Source organism: Stenotrophomonas maltophilia, from assembly GCF_006970445.1.
GTDB classification, from domain to species: domain Bacteria; phylum Pseudomonadota; class Gammaproteobacteria; order Xanthomonadales; family Xanthomonadaceae; genus Stenotrophomonas; species Stenotrophomonas maltophilia_AU.
Genome location: NZ_CP033877.1, coordinates 1,357,252 through 1,375,679, shown reverse-complemented (window position 1 = coordinate 1,375,679; position 18,428 = coordinate 1,357,252). Strand labels below are relative to the sequence as shown.

The following is an 18,428-nucleotide window of genomic DNA, read 5'->3' as shown; positions in this document are numbered from 1 at the left end:
TCCCTTTGCCAATGGCAACGGGATCTGACCCCAGTTCCCAAATGCCGGCCAGCGGCCGGCACTACCGTTGCGTTACCCGGCGCAGCGCGCGCAGAGGCCGTGCACTTCCAGGGTCTGTGCCTGCGGCTGGAAGCCCAGCTCCTTGGCCCGCTTCTCCAGCTGGGTGACGATCTCGCGGTCTTCCAGTTCCACCGCGCTGTGGCAGCTGTTGCAGATCAGGAACGGCACCGAGTGCGCGGCACTGCTGGGGTGATGGCAGGCCACGAAGGCATTCACCGACTCCAGCTTGTGCACGAAGCCATTGGCCATCAGGAAGTCGAGCGCGCGGTAGACGGTGGGCGGGGCGTCAGCGCCCACGCCCTTGCCGTTGCGCACCCATTCCAGCAGCTCGTAGGCCTTGACCGGCTTGCCGGCCTCGGCGATCAGCTTCAGCACGTTGGCGCGGATTGGGGTCAGGCGCAGCCCGCGTTCGCGCGAGACGCGCTCGACCACCGCCACGAAATCCGTTGCATCGTGGACGTGGTGGTGCGGGGCGGTACAGGCAGTGGCGGACTTGGCGGGCATGCGTGTTCTCCGGTTCGGGCCTGGCAAGGATGCCTCAGGCCGTTGCTACCTTGGTGATGGCCACATCAATGCGTTTCAAGGCCTGCTCGCGGCCGGCCAGGTATACGGTATGGGAAATGTCAGGACTGACCTGGGTGCCGGTGATGGCCACGCGCAGCGGCTGGGCGACCTTGCCCATGCCGATCTCCAGCGCGGCGGCCGCGTCGTGCAGGGCGACGCCCACCGACTCGGCGGTCCACTCCGGCAACGCTGCCAGCAGCTCGCGGGCCTTGCCCAGCGCCACCTCGGCACCGGCCTTGAAGTGCTTGGCCACCGCCGCTTCGTCGTACTCGGTCAGCGGCTGGTACCAGACCACGGCCTTCTCGGCCATTTCCTTCAGGGTCTGCACGCGTTCACGCAGGGCGATCACCACGTCCTCCGGGGCGGGGCCGGCGGCCACGTCCAGGCCCAGCTTCTGCAGCTGGTAGACCAGGTGCGGCACGATGGCGGCCACGTCCTCGGTCTTCAGGAAGTGCTGGTTGACCCAACCCAGCTTGGCCATGTCCAGGCGCGAGGCCTTGGAGTTGCAGTCCTTCACGTCGAACAGGTCGATCAGTTCCTGGCGGCTGAACAGCTCCTGGTCACCGTGCGACCAGCCCAGGCGGGCCAGGTAGCTCAGCAGCGCGTCGGGCAGGTAGCCGGCGTCCTTGTACTGCATCACGTCGGCCGCGCCGGTGCGCTTGGACAGCTTGGCACCCTGCTCGTCCAGGATCATCGGCATGTGGCCGAACTTCGGCACCGGCGCACCGATGCCTTCGTACAGGTTGATCTGGCGCGGGGTGTTGTTGATGTGGTCGTCGCCGCGGATGACCTCGGTGATGCCCATGTCCCAGTCGTCCACCACCACCGCGAAGTTGTAGGTGGGGTAGCCGTCCGGGCGGAAGATGACCATGTCATCCAGCTCGCTGTTGGCGATCTCGATGCGGCCCTTGATCAGGTCGTCGAACACCACCGTGCCTTCCAGCGGGTTCTTGAAGCGGATGACGCGGTTCGGGTCATCCTTGCGCGGCAGGCCCAGCTCGCGCGCAGCGCCGTTGTAGCGCGGTTTCTCCTGCCTGGCCATGGCGGCCTCGCGCATCGCGTCCAGCTCTTCGCGGGTCTCGTAGGCGTAGTACGCCTTGCCGTCGGCGATCAGCTGCTCGGCCACTTCCAGGTAACGGGCGACGCGGTCGGTCTGGTAGATCGGGCCCTCGTCATAATCCAGGCCCAGCCACTCCATCGCCTCCAGGATGGCGTCGATCGCGCCCTGGGTGCTGCGTTCACGGTCGGTGTCCTCGATGCGCAGCACGAACTCGCCGCCACGGTGGCGGGCCTCCAGCCAGCAGTACAGCGCGGTGCGGGCACCACCGATGTGCAGGTAGCCGGTGGGACTGGGGGCGAAGCGGGTGCGGCAGGTCATGGACGGCTCGAGGAACGGGAATCCCCCGATTTTACCAGCCCTCCGCCCCCGACGGAAAAAGGGGACGGAGGGGATTAAGTCGCGATTGCCCAGCCCCAGGGCGCTGCAACCGGGAAACGGAGGGGAGAAACGACTTACTCCCCTCCGTCCCCTTTTACGGTTCTACCTTGCGCGGGAAGGGCTGCTCGCGCATTGCGGCGTTGTAGGCGAACGAGGCGACGATGGCCGCGGCCTGCTTCAGGTCTTCCGGCTCGGCGTGGTCCCAGGTGTCCAGGTGGCTGTGGTGGACGTTGGTGAAGTAGTCCAGCCGGTCCTGGATGAACTGGAAGCCCGGCAGGCCGATGCGGTCGAAGCTGATGTGGTCGGTGCTGCCGGTGTTGCGGGTGGCCACGGTGGTGGCGCCCACGTCATGGAACGGGGCCAGCCAGGCTTCGAAGATCGGCATCGCCGCCAGGTTTTCCTGCGCGTAGATGCCCCGGAAGCGGCCCGAGCCGTTGTCCATGTTGAAGTAGACCTGGAACCTGCTGTAATCGCGGGTCTTCTGCAGCGCGCCGGTGGGCTCGCGCAGCGACGCCGGCAGCGCCTTCTGCGCCGCGTCGGTGGGTTCCGGGAAACGACCGAAATGCTTGGCCACATAGGACTGCGAGCCGATCAGGCCCTGCTCCTCGCCGCTCCACAGCGCCACGCGGATGGTCCGCTTCGGCTTGGCGCCAGTGGCCTTGAGGATGCGCATCGCCTCCATCATCACCGCCACGCCGGCGGCGTTGTCGGCCGCACCGGTACCGCTGTGCCAGGAATCCAGGTGCGCACCGATCATCACCACTTCATCGGGCCTGCTGCTGCCACGGATCTCGGCCAGCGTGGTGTAGCCAGGCTGGTCGGCCTCGTCGGTGAAGCGCGCGGCTACATCCACGCGCAGGCGCACGGTCTGCTTGGCCTCCAGCGCGCGCACCAGCGGATTGAAGTGTTCGCTGATCATCGCCAGCTCGGGGATGCCCACCGACTCACCGGCCTTGCGCGAACCACCACCGGCAACCCGGATGATGCCGTTGTCCCAGCTGCTGATGCTGATCGAGGCCAGCGCGCCCTCTTCGACGAAGAACGCATTGACCTTGGCCCCCAGCTGCTGGCGTTCCTGGTACTCCTTGACCCGCTTGGCGCGCTCGGCGGTGACGTCCTTGTCCTTCGGCAGGGGGAATTCCTGCAGGCCTTCCAGCGAGGTGGCGTCGTGGCGATGCGAATCCGCCTCGGTGCCGCGCTTGTACTCGCGCGCCTCGCCCAGCAGCAGGATCTTGCCGCGCAGCTTGCCGCGGTACTTCTCGATGTCTTCAGGCTTCTTGATCTCGACCTGCACCAGCTCGCCTTCGACCGGACCCTGGGTACCCGGCGTCCAGGCCTTCGGCAGCGCGTGCAGCGGCTGGATGCGGTCACCCAGCATTTCCACGCTGGCCGAAGTGAACTCCCAGCCACGCCCGAAATCATCAAAGGCTTCGTCGTGGACGTTGTCCAGCTTCCATTCGTTGAACTTGCCACGCGTCCACGCATTGGCGCGGCCCATCGCGGGCGAGTTGGTCAGGCGCGGGCCGATGCGCTCGGTGAGATAGCTGAAGGTGTCCATCACCTGCGAACGGTGGAACGCCTCCTGGCGGATGCGGCTGACCATGTCCAGGTCCACCGTTTCGCGCTGCTGCGCCGCTGCATTGCCACCCATCGCCAGCGCTACGGCCAGCACGCCCCACTTCAACACATCGCACCCCTGCCTTCCGGCCTGCTCATCAACCCATCGAGTCTAGCCAGCAGGAGCGCGCCGATACCGTCCCATCGGTCATGGACAGCGACAGTAGATCCACGCCATGCGTGGATGAACAGCCGAATCACCCGCTCCATCCCAGCCACAGCTGCGCCCGTTCCGGCAGCAGCAGCAACCAGTGCCGCCGGTCGATACTGCTGCAGCCGTACACTGCCGCATGCGCGGGCCAGTCATCGGGCAGTCCGCCGATGCCGATTTCGGTCAGTGCGTCCGCCCCGGCCTTCCATGGCCGGTAGCGCGGCACCCGCCCAGCCACCGCGCCGCGTCCCTGCCGCGCGCCCTGCAACCAGGCCAGGCCCTTGCCCCGCAGTCCCTCGCAGGTCACCGCCGCCAGCTGGAAGCGGACCAGGCCGGGGGCGATCCGTGCCCCCGGCAGGGCCGCCAGCACGCCATGTGCCTGCAGCAGTGCATCCACTTCCAGCAGGGCCGGAATGCCCTGCCGTGCCCGTTGCCGCAATCCCTGGCGCCAGCCCATGGCGTGCTCCTTACTTCAGGTCCGCGCCGAGCGCGTACCAGTCGACCCGGCGGGTCACCCACATCGCCAGCGCCAGGATCACGAACAGCAGCAGCGACCCCATCAGCAGCGCGTTGTTCTCCGACACCAGCAGGCCATACAGCGCGCCGTACAGCACGGTCAGCAGCGCGGCGAAGCCGAGGCCGCGCTTCCAATGGCCCAGCACGTTGGCCAGGTACACCGCCTGCAGGCCGATGCAGGCCACGGCCGAGACCAGGTAGGCCTTCCAGAACGCGATGTGCTCGGACAGGCTGATCAGCAGCAGGAAGAAGATCGCCAGCGCCAGGCCGACCATCAGGTACTGCAGCGGGTGGATGCGCAGCGACTTGATCAGCTCGAACAAAATGAAGCCGACGAAGGTCAGCAGCACGAACAGCACGCCATACTTCGAGGCGCGGTCGGCCTGGGTATAGGTATCGACCGGATCGACCAGCGACACCGTCACCGCCTGCGAATCGATCGGCCCCTCGTTGCGCAGCTGGCGCTGTGCGTCGGAGGCCAGCGAGGACACGGCCCAGCGTGCATCGAAGCCCTGTGCATCGACGCGCCGCTCGTTGGGCAGGAAGGCGCCGCTGAACGACGGGTGCGGCCAGCTCGAACGCAGCGCGATGCGGGTGTCATCGCCCACTGGCACCACCGACAGCATGCGGCTGCCGTCCAGGCGCAGCTCCAGTTCGATGGTGCTGGCAGCCAGGGAGAGGCCCTGATCCGAGGCAAGACCGCTCACCGGCGCATGCAGGCCACGGCCGATTTCGCTGGCCGCACCAACGCCAGGCAGCAACCGCAGCTGCTTGCCGTCCACGCGCAGGTTCGGCGTGCCGACCAGGCCACGCACATCGGAAACACCCAGCGCTACATAGGGCTCGCCGTAGCTGCGGCCGCTCTTCGATGGATAGTCGTCTGCTGCGAAGGTGGCCTTCAGCTGGCCGTTCCAGCTGTACACCGGCACCTTGAACAGGCCGACTTCGCGCTGGCTCGGCAGCATCTCGCCGCCCACCTCCAGCGACGCCGGCATCTGCAGCCAGTGGCCCTCGGTGACCTGCTCCTCGATCTTCTTGCTGCCCTGGGCGTCAACCACCTCGACCTGCTTGCGTTCCACCCACGGCACCACCCGCACCGGGCCCACCAGCTGCTGCGTGCCGGCACGGCTGTCGGCCACTCGCGCAAAGGCCTCGTCGCGGTACTGGCTGCGCTCGGTGATGACCCCGCGGATCATCATCAGCGGCACCAGCAACAACAGGATCAGCCCGCCGACAATGGCGAACCTCAGCAGCATCTTCAGGGATTTCATGGTCCATCCTCGTTGGAGAGGGCTGCAGGATGGACCGCTGCGGTGAGCAGGGTTTGTGGCGAATTTGAAGTGAGTGTGAAGTCAGCGGCGCGGGCGCTGGCCCACTACACCCAATGGCAACCACAGGCTGGCCACGGTGCCACCGCCGTCGCGGGGGTCGAGACTGGCGCGGCCGTCATGCAGGCGTGCCACTTCCTGCACGAACGGCAGGCCCAGGCCGGAACTGCGCCGCCCGCTGCCGGGGCGGGCCAGCGAATAGAAGCGTTCGAACACCCGTTCGCGCGCATAGTCGGGAATACCGGTACCGCGGTCGGCCACCTGCAGGCGCACGCCCTGCCCGTCCACCTCGGCCTGCAGCGCGATGTCCGCGCCGGCCGGTGAGAAGGCAATGGCGTTGTCGATCAGGTTGTGCAGCGCCTGCCGCAGCAGATAGGCATCCCCCTGCACGCGCAGGTCGGTCACGTTGCCGATGCGGACCTGCACACCGGCCGCCTGCGCGCGCACCTGCGCGGCCGCCGCCGCATCGGCCAGCAACGTTGGCAGCGCGATCGGATCGCGGGTCTGCAGCCAGCCGTGCTGTTCCACTTCGGCCAGCGCCAGCAGCTTGTCGATGGTCTCGGTCAGCCGCTCCTGCTGGTCGACGATGCTGCGCGCGAAATGCACGCGGTCTGCCTCGGGCAGCGGCTCCTGCAGCAGCTCGGCAGCACCGCGGATCGCCGCCAGCGGGCTTTTCATCTCATGCGTCAGCGACTGCACGTACTGCTCGACGTAGGCCTTGCCCTCCAGTTTGCGGCGCATCGTTTCCAGTGCCTGGCCGAGATCGCCGATCTCGTCGCGTCGCCGCCGAGGCGGTGGCACCGGTTCGCCGGCGGTGACCGCGCGTGCATAGCGGCTGAGCTGGCCGAGGCCGGTGGTGAGCCACATCGTCACCAGCACGCCGACCAGCGCCGACAACCCGATCAACCACGCGCCGCGCTCGATGATGGCGCGCTGGCTGGCAGCAATGAACGGATCGATGCTGCGGTTGGGCTGGGCCAGGCTGAGCACGCCGATCAGGGTGCGCCCGTCGGCCGGGTCGTATACCGGGGCCGCCACATGCATCACCGTGTCGCCCTCTTCGCCGCCAGTCTCGGGGCTGGAGCGCGCGCCGTACTCGCCGCGCAGGGTGCGGTAGACATCATTCCAGCGCGAGTTGTCACGCCCCAGGTCGCGACCCAGCGAGTCGTAGATGACGATGCCCCTGGCATCGGTGATGGTCACCCGGTAATCGAGCGAGCGCTTGGGAAAACGCCAGACCATGGCCTTCAGGTCGCGCTGCCGCGCCTTGGCCAGGTTGCGGGTGAAGCTGCCGCTGCGGATGGTGCCGTCCTTGACGTCGGCGGCCGCCATCTCGGCCAGCACGTTGGCGGCGTCGACCAGGGTCGATTCCATCGCCTGGCGCACACCGGGCTTCACCTCGTTGACGAACACGCGCATCACGAAGAACGCGGCGATACCGGTGATCAGGAAGAAGCCGAGGAACAGCTTCAGTACCAGGCGCATCGGCTAGACCTCCAGCGCGTAGCCAAGGCCACGGTGGGTGCGGATCGGGTCGTCGCTGGCACCGGCCGCGCGCAGCTTGGCGCGCAACGTCTTTACATGGGTGTCGACGGTGCGGTCGGCACTGTCGGCGCTGCTGTCCCAGCCGCGATCCATCAGCTGGGCGCGGCTGAGAATGGCCCCCGGCCGCTGCAGCAATGCTTCCAGCAACGCGTACTCGTAGCGGGTCAGGTCCAGCGCGTGGCCGCGGAAGCGGATGCGCCGGCCTTCGCGGTCGATGGCGAAGGCGCCATGTTCCTGCCAGCCTGCGTCCGCGCGGGGTGCGGCCACGGCCGGTGCCGCACGGCGCAGGCGCGCACGCACCCGCGCCACCAGCTCGCGCGGCGAGAACGGCTTGGTCATGTAATCGTCGGCGCCCAGTTCCAGGCCCAGCACGCGGTCCACTTCATCGTTGCGGGCGGTCAGGAAGATCACCGGCAGCTGCGCCGCCGGCCCGGGCTGCGCGCGCAGCCGCCGGCAGACCTCGAAACCGCCCAGGTCGGGCAGGCCCACGTCCAGCACCACCACGTCGATATCCCCGGCCTGCAGCCGCTGCAGGGCCTCGCCGCCCAGCAGGCAGTGGCTGGCGGCATAGCCTTCGCTGCGCAGCGCATAGAGCACGGTTTCGGCGATGGCGGCTTCGTCCTCGACCACCAGGACATGGGCAACGGGAGCTGTCATGGCGCGCAGCATAGCCGCTGCGGCCGCCGCCCCGTACACTGCCGCCCATGAACTATCGCCACGCCTTCCATGCCGGCAACCACGCCGACGTGCTCAAACACATCGTGCAGCTGGCCCTGATCGACAGCTTCAAGCGCAAGGACAGCCCGTTCTTCGTGCTCGATACCCACGGCGGCGCTGGCCGCTACCTGCTGGCCAGCGAAGAGAGCCGCAAGACCCTGGAGGCCGAATCCGGGATCATGCGGCTGATGGCCCAGCCCAAGCTGCCGGAGGTGGTCGAGCGCTACCTGAAGGCGGTACAGGCCGACAACCCGGTCGGCGCGATGACCAACTACCCGGGCTCGCCGCTGCTGAGCGCACAGGCGATGCGCGCGCAGGACCGCATGGCGGTCTGTGAGCTGCAGGAAGCCGAAACGGCCACGCTGAAGGCCCTGTTCGCCAATGACAGCCGCGTCGATGTGCGCCCCGGCGATGGCTATGCCCTGCTGCGTTCGCTGCTGCCGCCGAAGTTCAACGGTAGCAAGATCGGTCGTGGCCTGGTGCTGATCGACCCGCCGTACGAGGCGCAGGACGCCGAGTACCAGGCCGTACTGGCCGCCCTGGCCGAGACCCTGGCACGCTGGCCGCAGGCCACCTGTGCCGTCTGGTTCCCGATCAAGCAGCGCCGCACCATCCTGCATTTCCTGCGCAAGGCCACTGCCCTGCCGGTGAAATCGGCGATGACGATCGAGTTCCTGGTGCGCCCGGACGACTCGCCGCTGCGCCTTAATGGCAGCGGCATGCTGCTGCTCAACCCGCCCTGGCAGTTCGACCGGGTGGTCGGCCCGGCCCTGCCGGCGCTGCGCCAGCACCTGGGCGAACCCGGCGCCAGCACCCGCCTGGATTGGCTCAAAGCGCCCGAATAACGGCCTTCACGAGGCTGTACCGCCGTGAGCCTTTCGTTCACGGAATGCAGCCCCGGTGATGCCACAATCGATGGACCACCAAGGAATCACCCGGTATGGCCACTCGCAACCGCATGCCGCCCTGGCATGAGATCTTCAAGGCTCCCAGCGGCCACGAGCTGCTGATCCGCCCCATCCGCCCGGAAGATGGCGCGCCGCTGCAAGCAGCGTTCAGCCTGTTCGGGCCGGAAGAAATCCGTGATCGTTTCCTGCAGGCGGTGACCGAGCTGTCGCCGGAAACCACCCAGCGCCTGACCCACCCGAATCCGAAGACCGAGATTACCCTGGTCGCAGCCGAATCCCTGCCCGCTGGCGAAGCGGTGGTCGGCGCGGTCGCCCGGGCCTCGATCATCCCCGGCACCCGTGAAGCCGAGTACGCGATCCTGATCAGCCGCTTCCTCATTGGCCAGGGCCTGGGCCGGCAGCTGATGCGCAAGCTGGTGAAGTGGGGACGCGGCAAGTACCTGGACCGCCTGTACGGCGACGTTGCCGCCGAGAACGAGCCGATGAAGCAGCTGGCCGCCTCGCTGGGCTTCAAGCCGGTGCCGCACCCGACCGGCGCCGAAGGCCTGGTGCGGATGGTGCTGGAACTGGACAACTGACGGATGCGCCGGGCCCCGCCCGGCGACGCCTTCCGGTAGTGCCGGCCGCGGGCCGGCATTGCGTTACCCCAACGGCGCATGAGGCCGCCGGCCAGCGGCGTTCAAGACCCACCGGGCTTCGATCGGGCTTCTGCTAAAATCCGGGGTCCATGTCGCGTACCTCATACCCCGCCCCGCCGCTGCCGCGCGCCGGCCAGCTCCGCGCCTGGTGGCGCGCCCCCGCCTCGCCGACCGCCCTGGCCTGGTACCTGGCCCAGGCCGCGCGTGCGCATGACGCGCCCCTGCTGGTGATCGCCCGTGACAACCACGGCGCCAACCAGCTCGAAGCCGACCTGCAGACCCTGCTGGGCAGCGACCCGTCACTGCCGGTGGTCGCCTTCCCGGACTGGGAAACCCTGCCCTACGACCGCTTCAGCCCGCATCCGGACATCATCTCGCAGCGCCTGGCCGCCCTGCACCGCCTGCCCGCGCTGAAGCGTGGCCTGGTGATCGTGCCGGTGCAGACCCTGCTGCAGCAGCTGGCCCCGCGCAGCTATGTGATCGGTGGCAGCTTCGACCTGAAGGTCGGGCAGCGCCTGGACCTGGAAGCCGAGAAGCGCCGCCTGGAAAGCGCCGGCTACCGCAACGTGCCGCAGGTGATGGACCCGGGTGACTTCGCCGTGCGCGGCGGCCTGCTGGACGTGTACCCGATGGGTGCCGACGAGCCGCTGCGGGTGGAGCTGCTGGACGAGGACATCGACTCGATCCGTGCCTTCGACCCGGAAAGCCAGCGCTCGCTGGACAAGGTCGAGGCGGTGCACATGCTGCCCGGTCGCGAAGTGCCGATGGATGAAGCCAGCATCGCCCGCGTGCTGGCCACGCTGCGCGAGCGATTCGATGTCGATACCCGGCGCAGTTCGCTGTACCAGGACCTGAAGTCCGGGCTGGCCCCGGCCGGCGTCGAGTACTACCTGCCGCTGTTCTTCGAACGCACCGCAACCCTGTTCGACTACCTGCCCGACGGCAGCCTGCCGGTGGTCTGTGCCGGTGCCGGCGAAGCCGCCGAGGCGTTCTGGGCGCAGACCGGCGAGCGCTATGAACAGCGCCGCCACGACGTGGAACGGCCGCTGCTGCCGCCGTCGGCGCTGTACCTGTCGCCGGAGCTGCTGCGCGAGCGCCTGAACGATGCCCCGCGCATCGAGGTGTGGTCGGCTGACCACGCGCGCATCGCCGATGCCCATGCGTTGGGTGACCAGCCGCTGCCGCCGCTGCCGGTGGCCGCACGCGAGGCCCCCGCTGGCGACGCGCTGAAATCCTTCCTCGGCCACTATCCGGGCCGGGTACTGATTGCCGCCGATTCGCCTGGGCGTCGCGAGGCCCTGCTGGAAGTGCTGCAGGCCGCCGAGCTGAAGCCACCGGTAGTGGCCGACCTGCCCAGCTTCCTCGCCGGCGATGCGCGCTTCGCGATCGCGGTGGCGCCGCTGGAAGATGGCTTCGCACTGGACGACCCGCGCATCGCGGTGCTGACCGAGCGCCAGCTGTTCCCCGAACGCGCCGGCAGCACCCGCCGCACGCGCCGTGCCGGCCGCGAACCGGAAGCGATCATCCGCGACCTTGGCGAGCTGACCGAGGGCGCGCCGATCGTGCACGAGGACCATGGCGTCGGCCGCTACCGTGGCCTGATCGCGATGGACGTCGGCGGCATGCCCGGCGAATTCCTGGAAATCGAGTACGCCAAGGGCGACCGCCTGTATGTGCCGGTCGCCCAGCTGCACCTGATCAGCCGCTACTCCGGTGCTTCGGCGGAAACCGCGCCGCTGCATTCGCTCGGTGGCGAGCAGTGGAGCAAGGCCAAGCGCAAGGCCGCGGAGAAGGTGCGCGACGTGGCTGCCGAACTGCTGGAGATCCAGGCCCGCCGCCAGGCACGTGCCGGCCTGGCACTGCAGGTCGACCGCGCGATGTACGAGCCGTTCGCGGCCGGCTTCCCGTTCGAGGAAACCCCGGACCAGTTGGCCGCGATCGATGCCACCCTGCGCGACCTGGCCAGCAGCCAGCCGATGGACCGCGTGGTCTGCGGCGACGTCGGCTTCGGCAAGACCGAGGTCGCCGTACGTGCGGCATTCGCCGCTGCCAGTGCCGGCAAGCAGGTGGCCGTGCTGGTGCCGACCACGCTGTTGGCCGAGCAGCATTACCGCAACTTCCGCGACCGCTTCGCCGACTATCCGATGAAGGTCGAAGTGCTGTCGCGCTTCAAGACCGCCAAGGAAATCAAGGCCGAACTGGAGAAGGTGGCCGCCGGTACCATCGACGTCATCGTCGGCACCCATCGCCTGCTGCAGCCGGACGTGAAGTTCAAGGACCTGGGCATGGTCATCGTCGACGAGGAGCAGCGTTTCGGCGTGCGCCAGAAGGAGGCCCTGAAGGCACTGCGCGCCAACGTGCACCTGCTGACGCTGACCGCCACGCCGATTCCGCGCACGCTCAACATGGCCATGGCCGGCCTGCGCGACCTGTCGATCATCGCCACGCCGCCGCCGAACCGGCTGGCGGTGCAGACCTTCATCACCCAGTGGGACAACGCGCTGCTGCGCGAAGCCTTCCAGCGCGAGCTGGCGCGTGGTGGCCAGCTGTACTTCCTGCACAACGACGTGGAAAGCATCGGCCGCATGCAGCGCGAGCTGTCCGAGCTGGTGCCCGAGGCACGCATCGGCGTCGCCCACGGGCAGATGCCCGAGCGCGAGCTGGAAAAGGTGATGCTGGATTTCCAGAAGCAGCGCTTCAACGTACTGCTGTCGACCACGATCATCGAGTCGGGCATCGACATCCCCAACGCCAACACCATCATCATCAACCGCGCCGACCGCTTCGGCCTGGCCCAGCTGCACCAGCTGCGCGGCCGCGTCGGCCGCTCGCACCACCGCGCCTACGCGTACCTGGTGGCCCCCGACCGCCGCTCGATCACTCCGGATGCGGAAAAGCGCCTGGAAGCGATCGCCTCGATGGACGAACTGGGCGCCGGCTTCACCCTGGCCACGCACGACCTGGAGATCCGCGGTGCCGGTGAACTGCTCGGCGAGGACCAGAGCGGACAGATGGCCGAGGTCGGCTTCAGCCTGTACACCGAGCTACTGGAGCGCGCGGTGCGCAGCATCAAGCAGGGCAAGCTGCCCGACCTGGATGCCGGCGAGGAAGTGCGTGGTGCCGAAGTCGAGCTGCATGTGCCGGCGCTGATTCCGGAAGACTACCTGCCGGACGTGCACACCCGCCTGACCCTGTACAAGCGCATTTCCAGCGCGCGCGACAGCGATGCACTGCGCGAACTGCAGGTGGAGATGATCGACCGCTTCGGCCTGCTGCCGGACGCGGCCAAGCACCTGTTCGCCATTGCCGAGCTGAAGCTGAAAGCCAACACGCTGGGCATCCGCAAGCTCGACCTGGGCGAGAACGGTGGCCGCATCGTGTTCGAGTCCAAGCCGAACATCGACCCGATGGCGGTGATCCAGTTGATCCAGAAGCAACCGAACCTGTACGCCATGGAAGGGCCCGACAAGCTGCGCATCAAGCACCCGCTGCCGTTGCCGGAAGACCGCTTCAACGCGGCCCGCGCCCTTCTGACCACCCTCGCCCCGGGTTGATCGCCCCCCGAACACCCCGCACCGGTCCCCACCCGGTGCGGGCGGATGACCATGTTTCCTGACGCCGTACCCGCCCCCGACCTGCTGCACGCGCAGGCCTGCCTGATCGATGCCCTCTCGATGTCGCTGCAGATGCGCGACGCCTACACCCGCCACCACTGCGACCGCGTCGGCCTGTTCGCGCAGCGCCTGGCCGCGCACTGCGATCTCGATCACGAGGCCTGTGCGCAGATCGGCCTGGCCGCGCGCTTCCACGACATCGGCAAGATCGGTATTCCCGACGATGTGCTGCTGGCGCCGCGCCGGCATACCGATGAGGAGCGCGCGATCATGCGCGAGCATCCGGTCCGCGGTGAGCACATCTTCCTTGCCACCGGCCGCAGCGACGCCGCGCCCGTGGCGCGACTGATCCGCGCCCATCATGAAGCCTTCGATGGCAGCGGCTATCCCGATGGGCTGCGCGGCGAATCCATCCCGCTGGGCGCGCGCATCGTCACCATCGCCGATGCCTACGACGCGATGACCAGCGTGCGCCCGTATCGCGACGCGATGGAGCATGAAACCGCATTGCGGATCATCGAAGCGCAGTCCGGCGGGCTGGTGGATCCCTACGTGCTGCAACGCTTCCATCGCATGCTGGCGCGGGAGCCCGAGCTGGCCTGAGATGTCCACCAGGCATGGCCCGGTACTACCGGCCGCGCAAAACAAAAGGCCCGGCTTTCGCCGGGCCTTTCGCATCACGCATCACGGATGATCGATTACCAGATCACCACGCGCTTGTCGTCGGCACGCACCATCGCGTCGCCGGCCTTGCACTGGAACGCGGCCGCGAACGAGGGCATGTTCGACGGCGCGCCGTTGGCACGGAAGTTCGCCGGGGCGTGCGGGTCGGTGTTCAGGCGCACGCGCAGCTCGCCGTCGGTGAAGTTGCGGCGCCACACCGTGGCCCAGTTCATGAAGAAGCGCTGGTCCTGGCTGTGGCCATCCACCTCGACATTGGCCTTCGGGTCTTCCTTCAGCGCCATCTGCAGCGCGTCGTAAGCCACGGTCAGGCCGCCCAGGTCACCGATGTTCTCGCCCAGGGTCAGCTTGCCCTTCACGAACACGCCCGGCACCGACTCGTAGCCGTCGAACTGCGCGACCAGCTTGTCGGTGCGTTCGGTGAAGGCCTTGCGGTCGCCGTCGGTCCACCAGTTGTCGAAGTTGCCGTTGGCGGCGAACTGGCTGCCCGAGTCGTCGTAGCCGTGCATCATCTCGTGGCCGATGACCGCACCGATACCGCCGTAGTTCAGCGCAGGATCGGCCTTGGCGTCGAAGAACGGCGCCTGCAGGATCGCCGCCGGGAACACGATCTCGTTCTTGGTCGCGTTGTAGTACGCGTTGACGGTCTGCGGGGTCATGCCCCACTCGGTCTTGTCCACCGGCTTGCCGATCTTGTCCAGCATGTAGCGGTAGTTGAACGCACGCGCCGCCTGCATGTTGCCCAGGTAGCTGTCGCCGTTGGTCTGCAGGCCCGCCCAGTCACGCCACTTGTCCGGGTAACCGATTTTCGGGGTGAAGCTGGCCCACTTCTCCAGGGCCTTCTTCTTGGTTTCTTCGCCCATCCACGGCAGCTGCTCCAGGCGCGCCTTCAGCGCCTGCGACAGGTTTTCCACCAGGTGCTGCATGGCCACCTTCGACTCAGCCGGGAACACGGCGTCGACGTACAGCTGGCCCAGCGCTTCGCCCATGCCGCCGTTTACCGATTCCAGCACACGCTTCCAGCGCGGCTGCATTTCCTTCTGGCCACGCAGGGTGGTGCCGTAGAAATCGAAGTTGGCCTTCTCGAACTGGCTGCTCAGGTACGGCGAGGCGTCGTCGATGGTGTGGAAGCGCAGGTAGGCCTGCCAGGTGCTGGGCATGGTATCGGCCAGCATCTTGTCCATTTCACTGAAGAAGCCCGGCTGGGCCAGCGAGAACTTCTGCGCGGCCGGCACCTTCAGGGTGTCGAACAGCGCGCTCCAGCTGAAGTTCGGGGTCAGCTTGTCGGCGTCAGCCGCGCTGAGCGGGTTGTAGCGCTTGGCCGGGTCACGCATCTCGATGCGCGACATCGACGCCTTGGCCAGGCGGGTTTCGAAGGCCATCACGGCCTTGGCCTGCTCGGCGGCCTGCGCCGCGTCCACGCCGGACAGGGTCAGCACCTGTGCGATGTAGGCCACGTAGGCGTCGCGGATCTTGGCCTGCGCGTCGTCGAAGTAGTAGCCCTTCTCCGGCAGGCCGAGACCGCCCTGGCCGACATAGGCGATGACGTTGGCCGAATCCTTGTAGTCGGCATTGGCGAACAGCGAGAACAGCACGCCCTTGCCCTCGGCCTGGCTGTCGCGCAGGTACTGGGTGATGGCGGCGGTGTCGTTCAGCGCGGTGATCTTGTCCAGCTGCGGCTGCAGCGGAGCGAGGCCTGCGGCTTCGATCTTTGCTTCATCGTTGCCGGTCTTCCAGATGTCACCGATCTTGGCTTCCACCGAGCCGGCCTTGGCCTGGCTGGCCGCGGCCTGCTGCACCAGCGTGTGCTGCACTTCCAGCGAGCGCTCGCGCAGGATCTCGAAGCTGCCCCAGGTGGTCTGGTCGCCCGGCACCGGGTTGGCCTTCAGCCACTTGCTGTTGACGAAGCCATTGAGGTCGGTACAGGCCGAAATGGCCGGATCCAGATCGGCGCTGTTGAGCGAGATCAGCGGCGTCTTGATCTGCGACAGGTCGAAGGCCGGCTTGGCGTCGGCACTGGCCGCCGGCGCGGTTTCATTCTTGCCACAGGCGGCCAGCGAGGCAGCGATGGCGATGGTCAGGCCCAGCGGGACCAGGTTGCGGACGTTCATGGAGTCTCTCTCCGACGGCGAATCGTCTAGCGTAGCGGACGCGGCGGTGCGGGGGACCGGCCAAAGGTCACAGGGGCTGAAAAGCACCCTAGATTTTGCAACTTCCTTACGGAAGGAATTCCGGATAGTCTCAGTTCCTGCCGAACATACCAACCGAGAGCGCAAGGAATGCACAAGTGAAAGAACTTTCAATCACTATCGAAAATGTAAAAAACATAAAATACGCGAAACTCGAACTCCCTCTTGAGAAAAGCCTTAACCTGATCGTTGGAAGCAACGGATCAGGAAAAAGCACAATCCTCCTTGCGCTATCACAATCCATCAAACGATCGCTCGAATCACTCGGAGATGAGGATTATGATCAATCGTCCCGAGTTCAAATTTCACTAGATAACGAGACTGATAATTGGCTAGGATCGGCGAAATGGCAAGTCCCCAAGAAAAATGTATCCGTAAATGGAATGTACGAGGGGAGCCTCTTCTACGGCACCAGATTCAACGACTCTCGAACCGTTGACTCGCACCTTCGTGACGGCAACATCAAGGATGAGGAAATAGTTGACGCAGACGACTACATCAAAGAAAAGCTTAGCTTCATTTTAAGTGGATCAAAAGACAAGTACCCGAACTTAAAGAGAATAAAGAACAAAAACATTTCGGCGAAGCTCGGATTCGCAAGCACACCGTATTTCAATTCCGTAAACGGAAAATTGATTAGTCAATATAGAATGAGCTCAGGCGAGTGCCTGCTAATTTCGCTCCTCCACTTCGTATACAACGCGATCGTAAGACGATCACTTACACCAGACAAACCAATCCTTGTGCTCATCGACGAAATTGAGGTTGCTCTACATCCAATCGCAGTAAGCCGCTTTATTGACCTAATGGAGGAGCTGGTCCACACGTCGGCCAATCTTACTGTCATTCTGACGTCCCACTCGCCCGAAGTGATAAGAAAAATAAAGCCAAAGAACATCTACAAGATCGAAAACAATCTCGGCATAGTTGACGTAGTGAATCCAGGTTTTCCGAGCTACGTGATTCGCGACGTCTACAGGCATGATGGATTTGACTTCCTCCTATTGGTTGAAGACATTCTCGCAAAGACTCTGGTCGAAAAAGTAATTGAGAATCGCGGCCTTTCTGCCAGCAAGCTGATTCACGTAGTCCCTGCTGGCGGATGGAAAAATGTTCTAACCTTGCAGCAAGACCTACTGCGGGGGAATGTACTAGGAGTCGGCAGACAGGTATTCAGCATATTGGATGGCGATGTAGAGAATGAAGCATCCAAAAATCATCCTGACCTACGAAAGCTCTTCCTCCCAATCAAAAGTATTGAAAAGCTCTTGTATAGCGCCATATACGAAGGAAAGGATCCAATTCTCAAGAGGACGGTAAACGACAAATACTTCCAACTCGAATCATTGGATTCGCTAATTGCGGAGCACAACACGCACTATAGCGGAAAAAAAGTAGAACAGCCTGACAAAAAATTCTATTTCAGACTAAGAAAGAATCTCGAACAAAGAGGCATTGAAGAACTTATGTTCGTGCAAAAATTATCGGACGACTTGATGCAATCAGTATCATTCGACAAGTTCGGCGATAATATTGAAAAAATTGTAAATCAATAACTCGAATTGCAGGCCGATATTACAACCAACCATAGGCACGCAAGCAAAAGAACATAACCTATAGAAAGGCCGGCTTGCGCCGGCCTTCTGCTTCTTTACTTCGCCTTGCCCTGGTTGGCCACGGCTTCAGCGGCCTTGCGCGCCGCTTCCGGGTCGCCCAGGTAGCGGAACGACTGCACGGTCAGATCATCGTTCAGCTCGAACAGCAGCGGGATGCCGGTCGGGATGTTCAGCTCGAGGATTTCCTCGCGCGAGACGTTGTTGAGGTACTTGTACAGCGCGCGCAGCGAATTGCCGTGGGCGGTGACCAGCACGGTCTTGCCGTCCTTCAGCTGCGGCGCGATGGCGTCGTGCCAGTACGGCAGCACGCGGTCCAGCGTGGTGGCCAGCGATTCGGTGCCCGGCAGCGCGTTGCGGTCCAGGCCAGCGTAGCGGCGGTCATGGATCGGGTGGCCCGGATCCTCCAGGTCCATGGCCGGCGGCGGGATGTCGTACGAACGGCGCCACACCTTGACCTGGTCCTCGCCGTGCTTGGCAGCGGTCTCGGCCTTGTCCAGGCCCTGCAGGCCGCCGTAGTGGCGCTCGTTGAGGCGCCAGGACTTGTTCACCGGCAGCCAGTCCTGCTCCAGCTCGGCCAGCGCACCCTGCAGGGTGTGGATGGCACGCTTGAGCACGGAGGTGTGGGCGACGTCGAACTGCAGGCCTTCCTCGCGCATCAGGCGACCGGCGGCGGCCGCTTCCCGGCGCCCCTGCTCGGTCAGGTCGACATCGACCCAGCCGGTGAAGCGGTTGTCCAGGTTCCACTGGCTCTGGCCATGGCGCAACAGTACGAGTTTACGGGTCACTGCAGGGTCTCCAACGCGAGGAAAGGCAGGCTGCCATTGTAGCCCCGGGGGCCGCTCACCG

The 18,428-nt window shown here is 65.6% G+C and carries 14 protein-coding genes; 5 read left to right on the top strand and 9 right to left on the bottom strand.

Features of this window, described 5'->3' with window-relative positions; all coding sequences use genetic code 11:
- Window positions 1-72: 72 nt before the first annotated feature.
- From EGM71_RS06270 to creB, 7 genes are all read right to left on the bottom strand, one after another.
- Window positions 73-564, bottom strand: a complete 492-nt coding sequence (locus EGM71_RS06270) for a Fur family transcriptional regulator (RefSeq protein ID WP_188488510.1) — start codon at window positions 562-564, stop codon at window positions 73-75.
- Between the two features lie 34 nt (window positions 565-598).
- Window positions 599-2,002 carry a glutamate--tRNA ligase gene (gltX, locus tag EGM71_RS06265; RefSeq protein WP_188488508.1) on the bottom strand — a complete coding sequence of 468 codons (1,404 nt, stop codon included), beginning with the start codon at window positions 2,000-2,002 and terminating at the stop codon, window positions 599-601.
- Window positions 2,003-2,156: 154 nt separating this feature from the next.
- A complete protein-coding gene (locus EGM71_RS06260; RefSeq protein WP_188488506.1) occupies window positions 2,157-3,749 on the bottom strand; it encodes a M20/M25/M40 family metallo-hydrolase in 1,593 nt (530 codons plus the stop codon).
- Window positions 3,750-3,876: 127 nt separating this feature from the next.
- Complete coding sequence (locus EGM71_RS06255; protein ID WP_188488504.1) at window positions 3,877-4,287, bottom strand: hypothetical protein; 411 nt, start codon at window positions 4,285-4,287, stop codon at window positions 3,877-3,879.
- 10 nt (window positions 4,288-4,297) lie between these two features.
- Window positions 4,298-5,617, bottom strand: coding sequence for a cell envelope integrity protein CreD (creD, locus tag EGM71_RS06250; RefSeq protein WP_049446333.1), 1,320 nt, complete (start codon window positions 5,615-5,617; stop codon window positions 4,298-4,300).
- 81 nt (window positions 5,618-5,698) lie between these two features.
- A complete protein-coding gene (gene creC, locus EGM71_RS06245; protein WP_188488501.1) occupies window positions 5,699-7,159 on the bottom strand; it encodes a two-component system sensor histidine kinase CreC in 1,461 nt (486 codons plus the stop codon).
- A gap of 3 nt (window positions 7,160-7,162) precedes the next feature.
- Window positions 7,163-7,888, bottom strand: coding sequence for a two-component system response regulator CreB (gene creB, locus EGM71_RS06240; RefSeq protein WP_135967690.1), 726 nt, complete (start codon window positions 7,886-7,888; stop codon window positions 7,163-7,165).
- Between the two features lie 35 nt (window positions 7,889-7,923).
- On the opposite strand from creB, the gene EGM71_RS06235 reads away from it, so the two are divergent.
- From EGM71_RS06235 to EGM71_RS06220, 4 genes are all read left to right on the top strand, one after another.
- Window positions 7,924-8,781: a 23S rRNA (adenine(2030)-N(6))-methyltransferase RlmJ gene (locus EGM71_RS06235; protein WP_188488499.1), complete on the top strand. Its 858-nt coding sequence runs from the start codon at window positions 7,924-7,926 to the stop codon at window positions 8,779-8,781.
- A 95-nt stretch (window positions 8,782-8,876) separates the two neighbouring features.
- The gene (locus EGM71_RS06230; RefSeq protein WP_004150340.1) at window positions 8,877-9,422 is read left to right on the top strand and encodes a GNAT family N-acetyltransferase; all 546 of its coding nucleotides are present in this window, start codon (window positions 8,877-8,879) and stop codon (window positions 9,420-9,422) included.
- A 149-nt stretch (window positions 9,423-9,571) separates the two neighbouring features.
- Window positions 9,572-13,036 (top strand): transcription-repair coupling factor, encoded by a 3,465-nt coding sequence (mfd, locus tag EGM71_RS06225; RefSeq protein WP_188488497.1) that lies wholly within the window; start codon window positions 9,572-9,574, stop codon window positions 13,034-13,036.
- A gap of 45 nt (window positions 13,037-13,081) precedes the next feature.
- A complete protein-coding gene (locus EGM71_RS06220) occupies window positions 13,082-13,699 on the top strand; it encodes an HD-GYP domain-containing protein (protein ID WP_126928349.1) in 618 nt (205 codons plus the stop codon).
- Window positions 13,700-13,794: 95 nt separating this feature from the next.
- Here the strand turns inward: EGM71_RS06220 and EGM71_RS06215 are convergent, their stop codons facing one another.
- A complete protein-coding gene (locus EGM71_RS06215; RefSeq protein WP_188488495.1) occupies window positions 13,795-15,888 on the bottom strand; it encodes a M13 family metallopeptidase in 2,094 nt (697 codons plus the stop codon).
- Window positions 15,889-16,064: 176 nt separating this feature from the next.
- Here EGM71_RS06215 and EGM71_RS06210 point away from each other — a divergent pair, with 176 nt between their 5' ends.
- The gene (locus EGM71_RS06210; RefSeq protein ID WP_188488494.1) at window positions 16,065-17,522 is read left to right on the top strand and encodes an ATP-dependent nuclease; all 1,458 of its coding nucleotides are present in this window, start codon (window positions 16,065-16,067) and stop codon (window positions 17,520-17,522) included.
- A 95-nt stretch (window positions 17,523-17,617) separates the two neighbouring features.
- On the opposite strand, the gene gpmA is transcribed toward EGM71_RS06210, so the two are convergent.
- Window positions 17,618-18,367, bottom strand: a complete 750-nt coding sequence (gene gpmA / locus EGM71_RS06205) for a 2,3-diphosphoglycerate-dependent phosphoglycerate mutase (RefSeq protein ID WP_019337589.1) — start codon at window positions 18,365-18,367, stop codon at window positions 17,618-17,620.
- Window positions 18,368-18,428 lie beyond the last annotated feature (61 nt).